Source organism: Methylobacterium sp. CM6241, assembly GCF_054817845.1.
This window is the reverse complement of record NZ_CM139246.1, coordinates 2,341,715-2,356,017: the sequence shown is the minus strand read 5'-3', so window position 1 is coordinate 2,356,017 and position 14,303 is coordinate 2,341,715. Positions and strand designations below refer to the sequence as shown.

The window sequence follows — 14,303 nt, the reverse complement described above, 5'->3', positions numbered from 1 at the left end:
GCCGCGTGATCGCCTGGGCTAAGGCCGATCCCATCTCTTTCTCTTTCAGGATCCGCTGCTCCTCCGCGCTGACCGCGCGGAGTGATTGAGGGCGCGGGGTCCGGAGCCTATTTCCATGCAGAATTCCTACTTCGGAAGTGCGCTCGCCTTCCTACTTTTGTCCTCGACATCGGCCCTCGCACAAGAAGTGGCCAATGCCGAACTGCCAGAACTCAGCGTTCAGGGCGCTTCGGCCGGGTCCCTCACGGTGCCGAGCGTCGCGGCGCAACGCGCTACGGTGAATGCCACCGTCGGGTCCGTCGCCTTCGTCGATGCCAAGGACTTTCAGAACCGCTACGCCAATACGCTACGCGATGTTCTCAAGGATACACCCGGTGTCTTTGTGCAGCAGCGTTATGGTCAGGAAATGCGCCTTTCCCTGCGCGGATCGGGCATCTCGCGCGGTTTTCACCTCCGCGGCATCGAGCTGCTTCAGGACGGATTTCCGGTGAATGCCGCCGATGGAAGCGGTGATTTCTACCAGATCGATCCCCTCGCCCTGCGCTCCGTCGAGGTCTACAAAGGCGGCAACGCCTTGACCTACGGCGCCACGACGCTCGGAGGGGCGATCAACTTCGTGACACCGACGGCGCAGACCGCCCTTGCGCCAAACGTCGTGCGCGTCGATGGCGGCAGCTTTGGTGCGATCCGCGAGCATTTCCAGTTCTCGCGTTTATCAGGACCAGCCGATTTCCTCATCAGTGGTACGATCACCAATGCTGATGGGTTTCGGGATCACGAGGCCCAGCGGACGCAGAACTTCAACGCCAATCTCGGCTATCAGCTAGCCCCCGGTGTCGAAACGAGATTCTATGTCGGCATTTACCTTACAGACCAGAAGCTCCCCGGCACCCTGAGCCTGTTCAACAGTCTGAAAAATCCGACCATCGCGAATCCTGGCGCCATTGCGGGCAATCAGTCCCGGAAGGTGGAGACTGAGCGCGTCGCCAACCGAACCTCGTTTGCCCTCGACGTCGGCAAGCTCGATATCGATACCTGGGCGATCCACAAGTCGCTCTACCATCCGATCTTCCAGGTCATCGACGAGGATGGCTGGACATACGGTATCTCACCTCACTGGGCCGGCACCTTCGACATCGCGGGCTACCGCAACGACACGATCCTGGGTCTGCGCGCGTTTGCCGGGCAGAACTCGTCGCTTCGCTTCGCCAATCTTTCCGGGCAGCGGGGCGCGCAGACTCTGAATGCGCTCCAAAGTTCATCGAATTACGAGGCTTACGGTGAGAACCGCTTCTGGTTCCTCCCTGATGTCGCGCTGATGACGGGCGCGAAGGCCTTCTCGTCGAACCGGACCTATAGCGACAAGGGCGGCTTCGGCCCGAACTCCGGCGCCAAATTTGACAACCGGACCTATCAGGGCCTCAACCCGAAACTTGGTGTGATCTGGCAGCCTGTGCCGGATGTCCAGGTCTTCGCCGACATCACCCGTTCACGCGATGTGCCCGACTTCACTGATCTGACCCAGACCATCGGGGTAACGACGCAGTTCGTGCCGCTTCAGGCTCAACGCGCCTGGACTTACGAAGCAGGCACGCGCGGCCGGCTCGATGGGATTGCCTGGGACGTGACGCTCTATCGGTCGGAAGTTCGGGATGAGCTAGTCAATTTCAGCGTCAATCCGGGACTGAACATTCCGGCAGCTACGTTCAATTCACCGCGTACGATCCACCAGGGTGTCGAGGCGGCAATGACCCTCGACCTCGTTCGCGACGTCACCGGCAGTGGCGACCGTATCTCGGCTTCGCAGATCTGGACGCATAACGACTTTCGCTTCGTCGGAGACCCGCAATTCGGAGACAACCGCATCGCCGGCATCCCGCAGGACGTGTTGCGGAGCGTCGTGACCTACACCCATCCGAGCGGTTTTCACCTGAGCCCGTCAGTCGATTGGGTACCGCGCGGAGCTTTCGCGGATCATGCCAACACCCTTCAGGTGCCCGGCTACACCCTCGTCAACGTCCAGGCCGGTTTTGACTTTGCCAACGGAGTTTCGCTGTTCCTGGATGCGAGAAACCTGGGGGATATCCGATATGTCTCTGACATTTCGGTGTTGAACGACGCGGCCGCGATGGGCGGCAATCCGATCGCGTTCTATCCCGGCACCGGCCGCAGCGTATTCGGGGGGATCCGCGCCTCGTTTTGACGGCAGGTCGAATGGAGCCGCCTATTCACGCCAGCAGAAGGGCGTTTGATATCGGCACTTTTCTTCGATCGACCGGCGCCGTTATGGCGACACTTCCCGGACCACCGCTCGCCCGAGCGTCGGGTGTCCGGGAAGGGAGAGAGGCAGCCTAATACAATCCGCCTGCCTGCGCCGCACGGTCTGCATCCGCAGGCGCTGCAGCGGGCGCGGAAGGTGCAGCCACATAAGCGTCCGGCGGGGCAGTGCCCGGCTTGAAGGCTTCGAGGATCGTACCTGAACCCTCGCCCGAGCCGGCGCGCATGCCGGAGGCGACATTGACGCGGATCAGCTTGATCCCCGGAGGCACGCGGAAGGGGGTCGGTGGCTTGTCTTTAAGAGCCTGCTTGAGGAAGTCGAGCGCGATGGGCGCCGACAACCCGCCGCCGGTGGCCCGGTCGCCGAGTGAGCGAGGCTTGTCGAAGCCGAGATAGACACCGACCGCGAGATCCGGCGAGAAGCCCACGAACCACGCATCCTTGGCGTCGTTCGTCGTTCCAGTCTTACCGGCAAGGGGCTTCCCAACCTGTTTCAGGATCGTCGCCGTGCCGCGCTGGACCACACCCTCCATGATGGAGACCATCTGGTAAGCCGTCAGCGGATCGAGGACCTGCTCCGAATCGTCCACGAGCTTGGGCTCATCCTGGCCGGACCACTTCTCGGCATCGCACCCAAGGCACTTACGGTTGTCGTGCTTATAGATGGTCTCGCCGACGCGGTCCTGAATCCGGTCGATCAAGGTCGGACGGATGCGGCGGCCACCATTGGCCAGCATGGAATAGGCCGTGACCATACGCATGACCGTGGTCTCGCCGGCCCCAAGGGACATTGGCAGAACAGGGAGCATGTCGTCATAGACGCCGAAGCGGCGGGCATATTCGGCGATGAGCGGCATGCCGACATCCTTGGCCAGCCGCACGGTCATCAGGTTCTTCGAATGCTCGATGCCGTAGCGCAGCGTGTGCGGACCACCCGACTTGCCGTCATAGTTCGAGGGCGACCACGCTTCCTGGCCTGGTCCAGCCTCGATGGTGATCGGTGAATCCTGCACGATCGAGGACGGGGTGTAACCATTGTCCAGGGCCGCCGAGTAGACGATCGGCTTGAACGAAGAGCCCGGCTGGCGCTGGGCCTGTGTCGCTCGGTTGAACTGGCTCTCGTCATAGGAGAAGCCGCCGACCATGGCGTGGACGCGCCCGGTGAACGGGTCCATCGCGACGATGGCACCAGAGATTTCTGGGCGCTGACGGAGGCGATACTGTCCGCGACCGCCGTCTATAGCTTCGACATAAATGACATCACCGGCGTTCAGCGCGGCCGAGGGTGAGCGACCGGTCCAACGAGTACCGTCAGCGGCGATTGTTCCGGTCTCGCGCTCCTTCGAGACTTGGCCAGAGGCTTCGCGGCGGGGCTGAAGACCGATCTGGGCGACGCCGCCCGTGGTGCTCAGGACGACGGCAAGCCGCCATGGCTGCACGTCGCCAAGGCCCGGAACTTCCGCTACGGCGAGGCCCCAATCACGACCGACGAGATCGACCTTGGCCTGCGCGCCGCGCCAGCCATGCGACTGGTCGTATCGGATAAGGCCGTCCACCAGTGCCTTGCGCGCCCAGGCCTGCATCTTCGGATCGAGGGTCGCGCGTACGGAGAGGCCACCCTCATACAGCTTCTTCTCGCCGTAGCGCTCGGTGATCTCTCGCCGGACCTCTTCGGTGAAGTAGTTGGCGTTCGCCGCGTTGGCAAAGGCCACGCGCGGGTTCACGCCCAGCGGCATCTTGCGGGCAGCCTCACCTTCTTCCTTGGTGATGTACCCGTTCTGGGCCATCAGGCCGATGATCTCGTTGCGGCGGTCGAGGGCCTTCTGGGTCTGACGGTAGGGGTGGTAGTTGTTCGGGCCCTTCGGCAAAGCGGCGAGATAAGCGGCCTCGTTGATGGTCAGTTCGTGGACGGACTTGCCGAAATAATCGAGCGCCGCGGCGGCAACCCCGTGTAGGTTGCGACCGGGCACGATGGTGCCGAGGAAGATTTCGTTCAGATAGAGTTCGAGGATCTTGTCCTTCGAATAGGTCGATTCGATCCGAAGCGCGATCAGCGCCTCCTTGATCTTGCGGTCGAAGGTCTGCTCGTTGGTGAGCAGGAAGTTCTTCGCCACCTGCTGTGTGATGGTCGAGGCGCCCTGCTTTTTGCCGCTCTTGGCATTGGTCAGAATTGCGCGAACGACACCTTCGGGGTCGATGCCGCCATGCTTATAGAAATTCTTGTCCTCGGCCGAGAGGAAGGCCGCCACCACGACCTTCGGCATCGCCTGGATCGGTAGGTAGAGACGGCGCTCGTTGGCATATTCGGCGAGCAGGCTGCCATCCGCCGCGTGGACGCGGCTCATCACCGGCGGCTCGTAATTGGCGAGCGCGGCGTGGTCGGGCAGGTCCTGGCTGTAGGTGTAGTAAAAATACGCCCCGGCTGCGGATAGCAGTACGAACAGCATCGCACCGATGCTGAACAGGAAGCCGAAGAAACGAAGGATGAAGCGCATCCGGGTCCCGTCCGTCGATGATCTGCCGCTGCCGGTCCGGCCGAGAGGCGAGGATGACCGAGACCTCGATTATCCCGGAAAGGCAAGAGTGACGCGACGACCCGTGATCGACCGGAGGCGGTGGAACGCCTGTTCCGAGGCCGGGGCGCCGTGAGCCCCGGTTTCACACCGTATCTATGGTGAAACTGGGGCGATTGCCGCAGAGCGGCGCGGCGGCACAGGCCGGGTCAGCGAAGTGCGGTTGGCGAAGAACGCGTCGATCGCCTTCGCCATGCCCCCGGTGACGTCAGCGCGCCAAGCTTCGGATTGAAGCATCTCAAGGTCGCGCTTGCTCGACAGGTAGCCGAGCTCAACCAGCACCGAAGGCACGTCGGGCGAGCGTAGGACCACGAAGCCGGCCTCACGATGAGGCTTGTTGCTCAGCTCCATCACGGGGCTGAGATAGGACATCAGCCCTTTGGCGAAGCCCGACGAGAAGGTCCGCGTCTCGCGCAGGGTCAGTTCCTGGAGGATGTCGGCGATGTGGCCGGGGCCTTCGCTGGAATCCGTGCCGGCGGTCGAATCCGCCTTGTTCTCACGCTCAGCGAGCTTGGCCGATTCGGCGTCAGTGGCCTTCTCGGAGCCGGTATAGATGGTGGCGCCACGCACCTGCGGCGCGGAGGAAATGGAATCGGCGTGAATCGAGACGAAGAGGTCGGCGCTCGCCTCGCGGGCGATCCGCACGCGCTCTGACAGCGGTACGAACACGTCACGATCTCTGGTCATCCGGACACGGTAACGGCCGGAGGCTTCGAGCTTCCCGACAAGAGCCTGGGCGAAGCCGAAGACGATGTCCTTTTCAAAAACACCGCTGGCGGCGATAGCGCCCGGATCGATTCCGCCATGGCCAGCATCGATCATAATGAGTGGTCGGGAATCGGTCGGCTCCGCCACGGCTTCCTTTCGGCTTGGCGGAGATGGGTCGTTGGAAACGGCGGCTCGGCGGAAGGCGTCGCGGTCGGCTCTCTGGAACTCGACCGTCAGCAGAATGGCGCCGTCACGCGTACGTGTCGTCGTCTCGATTCGTCCGACTGTAGCTGGTTGCGCGAGATCGACGACGATGCGGGAGCGTCCGGGCGCAAACAGGCCGTAGCGGAACGAGGAAACCAAGCCTTCGCGGTGGCGGCCGGTTTCTGGCCCAAGCTGAAAGTTCACTTCCGCGAGGTCGATGACCGCCCGGTCCGGCCGCTCCATAACGAAGACGCGTGCCTCGATGGGTTTTGACAATGTCAGTGTCAGCTTCGTCGAGCCGCTCGAACCGACGGAAAGGTCGGCGGCAATGGCGACCGCCGATTGTTGGCTGGATGCCGCTGGGCTGGTTCGCAGACCGTCCTGGGCCACGACCGGAACGGCCGCCGCGACGACACACAGAATCAAGGTGGAACGGAGCAGGCGAGCGAGAGGCGGCATCGGTCCGGCAGTCGTTGTCCTGGAACCATAAGGTCCTTCGGAAGCGCGAGCGTTCGCTAAGGGATACGATCAGGATGGTTAACCGTTCCTATCGTCCCTGATTCGCAAGGTGGCTAGGATGGTGCCGTGGGGCGACAGGTGCGAGTCGGATGCCGCGCACCCGACTACGGCGGCAAAGTTGAGACGGCGGCTGCGTTGCTGCTTGCCAAGCGCCCGCGACGATCTGTAATGGTAGTGTCCCTTCCCGGGTGCCGTGCGGTCGTCACCGTGGCCCGCGGGTGCGTCATGGCTTTTCGCCGCGTCGCCTCGCAGTCGGCTCTCCGCGTCAAGTTCGCCGGTAACTTCAATCCGGGTGGGTATCGGTGCATGCGGCGATTGTTTCGCCGAAGCGCCGTTCTTGAAATCAGCGGCCGGCGATTGCCCGGCTTCAAATTATTCGTGAGGTCAGGGAGCGGATGGGCGGACGCACAGCATCGGTTGCCGTTGCTCGTGTTCAAAGCGTACGCGTTTCGCGTGGCGCCGGTTCCCCGTCGGCCCTGGCCAGGTTCAACCCCAGTCGCGCCGATCACCGGCGCCTAGCGGCGGTTGACGGCAATCCCTTCCCTAAAGCCCCCTTGGCCCGCTTCTGTGGGCCTAAGCGTGCTCTCCCCTCGACGGCCGATGGGCCGGGATCGGGCAGCGCTTCGCCGGGACAATTCGGCTGCAGAAGGACGACGTCGACCGCCATGAAAGTTCGTCATGGCCAACAACAACAAGATGCTCATCGATGCGATGCACCCGGAAGAGACCCGGGTCGTCACGGTGCATGGTTCCCGGGTTGAGGAGTTCGACTTCGAGGCGGCGAACCGCCGGCAGCTTCGGGGCAATATCTACCTCGCGAAGGTGACCCGAGTGGAGCCATCGCTCCAGGCTGCGTTCATCGAATATGGCGGCAACCGCCACGGCTTCCTCGCCTTCAGTGAGATTCATCCCGACTATTACCAGATCCCCCTCGCGGATCGTCAGGCACTGTTGGAAGACGAGGCGAGGGATGCCGAGGAGCATCGCGAGCGCGAGGAGCGTAAGCCACGCCGGCGCTCGCGCGGTCGCCGCGCTGAAGCCGCATCCGCCAAGACCAGCGATACGGTGAGCGTCGAGGACGTGTCCGAGGCCGTCGCGGCGCGTTCTTCCGACGACGCGACGCCGCAGGATCACACACCGCAGAACAACGAATCGGGTGAACATCCCATCGTGCCCGAGGCTGTCGGGACGCCTGATTCTGTCGTGTCCTCGGAGAATGCCGTCGACGAGTCTGTGAAGGACGAGGCCACTTCAGCCGATCCCGTCACGCCTGACGCCACTTTCATCAAGCCCGGTTCGGACGCGTCGTCGGACCTGCCGCCCGCATCCCTCGAAGGCGAGGCTGCTGCTCCCGTCGAGGGCCCTGCCCTCAACTTGGAGAGGACGGCTCCCTCAGAGGATGCTGTTGAAGAGCCGTCGCCTGAAGCCCATCCGGATGCCTCGGTTGCCGAAGAGGAGACCGATGAGGACGACGATTCCGATGAAGACGAATCGGATGAGGACGATGATTCGGACGACGAGGACGACTCCGATGACGAAGATTCGGACGACGAGCATGAAGGCGAGGATGGCGAGCACAAGATCGCCCAGGTAGGTGGCAACGGCGACGCGCTGGCCGAGATCCCCGAGCGGCCGCGCACCTATCGCCGTCATTATAAGATCCAGGAGGTCATCAAGCGTCGCCAGATCATCCTGGTTCAGGTCGTCAAGGAAGAGCGCGGCACCAAAGGCGCGGCGCTCACCACGTACTTGTCGCTGGCGGGTCGGTATTCCGTGCTGATGCCCAATACCGGTCGTGGTGGCGGCATATCCCGCAAGATCACTTCGGCAGCGGACCGTAAGCGCCTCAAGGAAGTCGCTCAGGATCTCGAAGTGCCGGAGGGCATGGGCGTAATCCTTCGCACCGCCGGTGCGTCTCGGACCAAGCCCGAGATCAAGCGCGATTTCGAGTATCTGATGCGCCTTTGGGAGAGCGTTCGCGAATTGACGCTGTCCTCATCCGCGCCGGCCCTGGTCTATGAGGAAGGCTCACTGATCAAACGCGCGATCCGCGACCTCTATAACAAGGATATCGACGATATCCTCGTGGCTGGCGACGAGGCCTACCGCGAAGCACGCGACTTCATGCGCATGCTGATGCCGGGCCAGTCCAAGGTGGTGCAGCCCTACCGGGACGCGACGCCGATCTTTGCGCGCCACGGTGTCGAGCAACAGCTCGACGCGATGTTCTCGACCCATGTCACACTCAAATCCGGCGGCTACCTCGTCATCAATCCGACGGAGGCGCTCGTCTCCATCGACGTGAATTCGGGCCGTTCGACCCGCGAGCACGACATTGAGGATACGGCGCTCCGCACCAATCTGGAGGCGGCCGAGGAAGTCGCCCGCCAACTCCGTCTGCGCGACCTCGCTGGCCTCGTCGTCATCGACTTCATCGACATGGAGGAGAAGCGCAACAACCGCGCTGTCGAGAAGAAGCTGAACGATTGTCTGAAAAACGATCGCGCCCGTATCCAAGTCGGTCGGATCTCGCCGTTCGGTCTGCTTGAAATGAGCCGCCAGCGCATTCGCACCGGCATGCTCGAGAGTTCGTCGCTCCCCTGCGTCCATTGCGGCGGTTCGGGCTACGTCCGGGCTACGGCATCGGTTGCCCTGCAAATCCTGCGCGCCATTGAGGAATCGCTCCTCAAGAGCACGACGCACAACCTCATCCTGCGTACCCGTACCGAGGTGGCGCTCTACATCCTCAACCAGAAGCGCGCGCATCTGCGCGAGCTGGAGATCCGCTTCGGCGTCAGCGTTACCATTGCTGCAGACGAGCGCTTGGCCGCAACGTCCGCGTTCCAGCTTGATCGAGGTGAGCCGGCGATCCGAAGCGAGGGGCCCGCAACCGGTATCCGCGCCGTGGCGATTTCGCCCCAGGTGGATACCGACGACGATTTCGACGGCGACGAGGAAGAAGAGACCGTCGTCGAGGCCGAGGCTGAGGCGTCCGAGGTTGACGGTTCGCGTGAGAATTCGAGTGACGGCAATGGCGAGGGGCGCTCCGGTGGCCGCCGCCGCCGTCGGCGCCGTCGGGGCGGTCGTCACGAGACCGGTGAATCGACGGGTGAGCACTCCGCTAGCGGCGATGATCATTCCGGTGACGGTGACGCCGATGGAGAGAGTCAAGATCCAGACGATCAGGCCGGCGAGGCTCAGGACAATACGGCTCGCGAGAATGCGGCCGACGAGATCGTCGTTGGGGATGCTCCGGACAGCGAGACGACGCCCCGCTCCGAACTGTCAGAAGACGAAGGCGCTGGCCGCCGGCGTCGCCGCGGACGCAGGGGTGGACGCGGTCGGGATCGTAACGAGAGCCGCCCGCGCGACGATGCCGATGAGGAGCGGAACGCTTCAGACCCCGTCCAAGAGGGGGCTCCGGTTTCGGTCGATCTTCCGCCAGATGCATCGGAAGCGGCACTCGTACCTGTTTCGGTGGACCTGCCTATTGCTGACGAGCCCTCGCTCAAGCCAATCGAGGCGGCGACTCCCGAGGCCTCGGACAACCTTCACGATACGTCTATATCGGACTTGTCCCCTGAGCCGGCTCCGGCGCCAATTCCTGCTCCCGAGCCGGTAGCGGTGGTGCTGACGCCGATCGATCCCGATCGTCCGAAGCGCGCCGGATGGTGGTCGCGGACCAAGGCTGCGCTCACAGGCGAATAATCCAACCTCCGACGACGCCGAGCGAACCAAAATGGGCCGCATCCTAACTGGATGCGGCCCATTTCATTTCCGGCTCCGTGTGCACCGTGCGAGACCACCGCGGGCGACTGGCCACTCGGCCTCATTGCAGATGAAGGTTCTTAGTGACGGTGATACTTATCGTGCATTTCAAGTATATTTTTTGCGCATATTGCACATGTATTCGTCTATTTTTGGTTTTTTCAATAGATCCCATGTGATTGGTGGGCTCTGTTGCAGCAAAGTCATTTTTCTCAAAGGCGTAGTCCCTTACGGTCAAGCTTGAGTTAGGGGCGAAAGATATGACGTCAGAAAAGACAGTCATCATCCCAGCCTTCACTGGCGCTAGAAAACCGAGCTGTTTGCACGTCGGTCTAGAAGCCCGGGGGATCTCATTGAAATGGGGTTTGTGTCGCCACAGCCACTTTGGCGACCACTGGAAGGATCGGGCCATGCGCCGTTTGTACACATCACTCCTGGCCTTCAGTACGCTTGCGAGCGTCGCTGTCTCGCCGACGATTGCAGCCGATCTTTCCGTACCCAAAGTCATGCCGGTCGAGGCGAAGGCTGCCGATCCGCTGATCGGCTTCTCGTTCGGCTCTCGCTACCAGACGGATTATAACTTCCGCGGTGTGTCGCAATCGAACCTGCAGGGCAGCTACCAGACCTTTTTCGAAGCACAGTTCTTGAACAACTTCGCCTATGCGGGTTTCGCGACTTATCAGACCCGCCTGCCGACGCGACCAGACATGGAGTTCGATCTGATTGCCGGTATTCGCCCGACCTTCGGTAAGTTCGCCTTCGATCTCGGTATTCTGTACTACTTCTACCCGAACGAGCAGCAGGTCGTCCTGCCCGGCGGTACGGCGTTCTCCACCAAGAATTCTGATTTCTACGAAGCCGCTGGAAAGATGCTGTACACGGCGACGGATGCGCTGACGCTCGGTACGAACGTATTCTTCTCGCCGAACTTCTTCGGCACGCACGCCATCAGCACCTATGCTTCGGGTACTGCCGCTTACGCGTTGCCAGCCTCACTTTTCCCTTTCCTGCCTGAAGCCTATGCAGGCGGGTTCTCGCTGTCGTCAGAACTCGGCTACTTTTTCCTCGGTGCTGCAAAGAACTCCGCTACCGGATTCAACGCGGATATCGGGCGATTCAACTCGATCAACCTGCCCAGTTACCTCTATGGGAACGTCGGCCTGTCCTACACCTACAAGAACATCGTTCTCGACGTACGCTACCACAACACCGATCTGACCAAGACCGAATGCGCCGTCTTCAGCGGCGACTTCCGCCAGGTTACCAATGGCGGGACCTCGAAATGGTGCGGTGACGCGGTGATCGGTTCGATCACGTTCCAGACCTCCACGGCGGCCCCGGGCATCTATGCCGAGCCGGGCGGATTCCTGAACCTGTTCCGCTAAGCGCGGCGCTCAGATACAAAAAAATGGCCCCGGAGCGCTTCGGGGCCATTCTCATGTCGATAGCCGAAAGCCTTCACCCGAGCCAAGCCTTCAGGCGACGAACCGCCTCTACGCAATCCCGTTCGGACCCCGCGAAGGAGAACCGCACATGGTGGCTTCCCTCCGCGGCGTCGAAATCAAGTCCCGGGGTCGCGGCCACACCGGATTGCTCCAGCATCCGGCGACAGAAGGACGATGCGTCGTCGGTGAGGTTGGCGACGTCGGCATAGAGGTAGAAGGCGCCATCGGCCGGATGGGTACTTCCCAGGCCGAGAGAGGGAAACGCGTCGAGCAACAATGCCCGGTTGGCGGCATAGCCGAGGCGAATCGTCTCCGCCTCTTCCATCGCGTCAAAGGAAGCCAACGCCGCCACCTGCGACAGGTAGGGGGCGGAGATGTAGAGATTCTGCGCTAATCGCTCGACGGGACGAGCTAGCCAAGGCGGAACCACCATCCAGCCAATGCGCCAGCCGGTCATGCAAAAGGTCTTCGAGAACGAGTTGATGACGATGGCATCGTCATCGAACTTCAGTGCGGTTTCGGTGGGCATACCGTAGCTGAGACCGTGGTAGATTTCGTCCGAAATGAAAGGCAGCCCCAAGTCGCGGGCCGTGGCGCAGAGTTCCGCGAGCCGGGCAGGCTCGATGACCGTGCCGGACGGGTTGGCGGGACTCATCACCAGGATGCCGGAAAGTGAGTCGCGATGATGCATGGTGCGCAAAGCCTCACTCGTTGGAGCGAAGCGGTCTTCGTCCCGCAGCGTCATAGGCACCGGAACGAGATCCAATGCGTGGAGAATGCTGCGATAAGCGGGATAGCCCGGTTGTGGCACCGCAACGCGAGCGCCTGCATCGAACAGTCCGAGAAACGCCAGCACGAAGCCGGCTGAGGAGCCGCTGGTGACGACGATCCGATTGGGTGACACCGTGACACCATAGGTGTCGCGATAATGCCGGGCGATGCGCTCGCGCAGGGCCGGGATCCCACAGGCATCGGTATAAGGCAGCCTGCCGGTTTCCAAAGCACGCTGTGCAGCCTCGATCACACGACGCGGCGCGGGAGCCGAAGGCTGGCCGATTTCCATATGGATCACGCCGTCACCCTGCCTGTCACGCAGAGCAGCGGCGGCCATGACGTCCATGGCGAGAAAGGGCGCTACGCGGCTTGCGCGCAGTGAGGCTCTCGCGGCAATGCGGCTGTCGGGGCGATCGGCGGCTGATGTCATGGTGCTGGCTTACTCCCCTCCGCCCTCCTCTTCCAGGCAGCTTACCCATTCCTCGCCGCCACGGATTATGGCGCATCGGGCGATGCGATTGACCCGCCGCCGCGAAAACGCCTAACCCGGCGACTAACGACCGGTCGTCCCGAGCCGGATCACGGCCGACGGGACGCGACCCCGCGAGGATCAATGCGCCTGCTTCGCCACTTTATTTCGTCCGTCGCCCTCGCTGGCGCTCTGACCTCCGGCGTTTCGAACGCTAATGCACAGGCGCCGGCTCCCGCTCAGATGGCCCCGGCTTCGGCTGCAGCCTTCACCGATGTGCAGCGCCAGGCGATCGAGGCGATCATCAAGGATTACCTCGTCAAGAATCCTGATGTTTTGCAGGAGGCCATCGCCGAGGGCGAGCGCCGCCAGCAGGAGACACAGAAGCTGGCCCAGGCCGCCGCGCTGAAGGAATCCCGCGAGGCCCTCGTGAACTCTCCGCACGGCGTGGTGGTCGGCAATCCGTCCGGCGACGTCACCCTGGTGGAGTTTTTCGACTATAACTGTGGCTATTGCCGCAAGGCGCTCGCCGACATCCAGACGTTGGTAAAGGGGGATCCCAAGCTGCGGGTCGTGCTGAAGGATTTCCCCGTCCTCGGAGCGGAATCACTGGAAGCCAGCAAGATCTCGCTGGCGGCCAAGCAGCAGCTCAAGGGCGAGAAGCTGTTCGAGTTCCACGTCAAGCTGCTGGAGAGCAAGGGGCGGGTCAACGGCGAGCGCGCGGTTGCGCTGGCCAAGGATATGGGCCTCGACATCGCCAAGCTGCAGAAGGATGCACAGGGAGCGGAAGTGAAGGCGGCGCTGGCAGAGAATGTCGGCCTCGGCGACAAGCTCGGTCTCTCCGGTACGCCGGCCTTCATCATCGGTGAGGAGATCATCCCCGGTGCCGTGGGCGTGGAGCCAATCCGCAAGACCATCAGCGATATCCGGCAATGCGGCCACGCGAGCTGCTGAGGCGCATCATGCCCGGCGATTGCCCGGGTAATGCATCTGTCGCTTCCGGCGGCGATCGTCTAGGACCACCGCCCCGGCTCATTGGTGCGGCCGGCGCTTCGAACGCGATGTCATGATCCCGATCCACGTCCTTCATGGACCGAACCTCAACCTCCTGGGACGCCGCGAGCCAGGCATCTACGGGACCGCCACGCTCGACGACATCGAGCGCGACCTGCGTGCGCGCGCCGAAACCCTCGGCGTCACGTTGACGGTCCGCCAGACCAACCACGAGGGCGAACTGGTAGGTTTCGTGCAGGAGGCGGGCCTTGTGGGCGCCGGGGTGCTTATCAACGCCGCCGCCTACACCCATACCTCCGTCGCCTTACGCGATGCTATCGCGGGCAGTGGTGCCATCGCGGTTGAGGTGCATCTCTCGAACGTGCATGCGCGCGAGGCCTTCAGGCATGTTTCGCTCATCGCACCGGTCTGCGCTGGAATCGTCTGCGGTTTCGGTCCGCACAGCTACGGTCTGGGTCTGGAAGCCCTGGTGCGGTTGCTCCAGGCTCGCCTGCCGTCTCTCCCTTCTCTCCTGTCCGATGCTTCGTCGGACGCCAACTCTCAAGACTGACC

General features: G+C 62.5%; 8 protein-coding genes. 5 read left to right on the top strand and 3 right to left on the bottom strand.

The genetic code is table 11. The features are described 5' to 3' along the window. Nucleotides 1-115: 115 nt before the first annotated feature. A complete protein-coding gene (locus ACYQR9_RS10890) occupies nt 116-2,203 on the top strand; it encodes a TonB-dependent receptor family protein (RefSeq protein ID WP_461229575.1) in 2,088 nt (695 codons plus the stop codon). 148 nt (nt 2,204-2,351) lie between these two features. Here ACYQR9_RS10890 and ACYQR9_RS10885 read toward each other — a convergent pair whose 3' ends face one another. Both ACYQR9_RS10885 and ACYQR9_RS10880 read right to left on the bottom strand, forming a co-directional pair. After that, complete coding sequence (locus tag ACYQR9_RS10885) at nt 2,352-4,772, bottom strand: penicillin-binding protein 1A (RefSeq protein WP_207412408.1); 2,421 nt, start codon at nt 4,770-4,772, stop codon at nt 2,352-2,354. Between the two features lie 174 nt (nt 4,773-4,946). After that, nucleotides 4,947-6,221 carry an N-acetylmuramoyl-L-alanine amidase gene (locus tag ACYQR9_RS10880; protein ID WP_461229574.1) on the bottom strand — a complete coding sequence of 425 codons (1,275 nt, stop codon included), beginning with the start codon at nt 6,219-6,221 and terminating at the stop codon, nt 4,947-4,949. Nucleotides 6,222-6,959: 738 nt separating this feature from the next. Between ACYQR9_RS10880 and ACYQR9_RS10875 the strand changes: the two genes are divergently transcribed. Next, on the top strand, nt 6,960-9,989 hold the full coding sequence (locus ACYQR9_RS10875; protein WP_461229573.1) for an Rne/Rng family ribonuclease: 3,030 nt from the start codon (nt 6,960-6,962) through the stop codon (nt 9,987-9,989). Nucleotides 9,990-10,459: 470 nt separating this feature from the next. After that, complete coding sequence (locus ACYQR9_RS10870; protein ID WP_461229572.1) at nt 10,460-11,434, top strand: TorF family putative porin; 975 nt, start codon at nt 10,460-10,462, stop codon at nt 11,432-11,434. Nucleotides 11,435-11,507: 73 nt separating this feature from the next. Here the strand turns inward: ACYQR9_RS10870 and ACYQR9_RS10865 are convergent, their stop codons facing one another. Continuing rightward, a complete protein-coding gene (locus tag ACYQR9_RS10865) occupies nt 11,508-12,698 on the bottom strand; it encodes a pyridoxal phosphate-dependent aminotransferase (RefSeq protein ID WP_461229571.1) in 1,191 nt (396 codons plus the stop codon). Nucleotides 12,699-12,881: 183 nt separating this feature from the next. On the opposite strand from ACYQR9_RS10865, the gene ACYQR9_RS10860 reads away from it, so the two are divergent. Beyond that, the gene (locus ACYQR9_RS10860) at nt 12,882-13,691 is read left to right on the top strand and encodes a DsbA family protein (RefSeq protein WP_056430642.1); all 810 of its coding nucleotides are present in this window, start codon (nt 12,882-12,884) and stop codon (nt 13,689-13,691) included. 112 nt (nt 13,692-13,803) lie between these two features. Beyond that, complete coding sequence (gene aroQ / locus ACYQR9_RS10855; RefSeq protein WP_461229570.1) at nt 13,804-14,301, top strand: type II 3-dehydroquinate dehydratase; 498 nt, start codon at nt 13,804-13,806, stop codon at nt 14,299-14,301. Nucleotides 14,302-14,303 lie beyond the last annotated feature (2 nt).

What these genes read in the sequence shown, in the direction of transcription:
- ACYQR9_RS10885 (WP_207412408.1), bottom strand. Translation starts at nt 4,772, where the DNA reads ATGCGCTTCATCCTTCGTTTCTTCGGCTTCCTGTTCAGCATCGGTGCG.
- ACYQR9_RS10875 (WP_461229573.1), top strand. Translation starts at nt 6,960, where the DNA reads ATGGCCAACAACAACAAGATGCTCATCGATGCGATGCACCCGGAAGAG.
- ACYQR9_RS10890 (WP_461229575.1), top strand. Translation starts at nt 116, where the DNA reads ATGCAGAATTCCTACTTCGGAAGTGCGCTCGCCTTCCTACTTTTGTCC.
- aroQ (WP_461229570.1), top strand. Translation starts at nt 13,804, where the DNA reads ATGATCCCGATCCACGTCCTTCATGGACCGAACCTCAACCTCCTGGGA.
- ACYQR9_RS10860 (WP_056430642.1), top strand. Translation starts at nt 12,882, where the DNA reads ATGCGCCTGCTTCGCCACTTTATTTCGTCCGTCGCCCTCGCTGGCGCT.
- ACYQR9_RS10870 (WP_461229572.1), top strand. Translation starts at nt 10,460, where the DNA reads ATGCGCCGTTTGTACACATCACTCCTGGCCTTCAGTACGCTTGCGAGC.
- ACYQR9_RS10880 (WP_461229574.1), bottom strand. Translation starts at nt 6,221, where the DNA reads ATGCCGCCTCTCGCTCGCCTGCTCCGTTCCACCTTGATTCTGTGTGTC.
- ACYQR9_RS10865 (WP_461229571.1), bottom strand. Translation starts at nt 12,698, where the DNA reads ATGACATCAGCCGCCGATCGCCCCGACAGCCGCATTGCCGCGAGAGCC.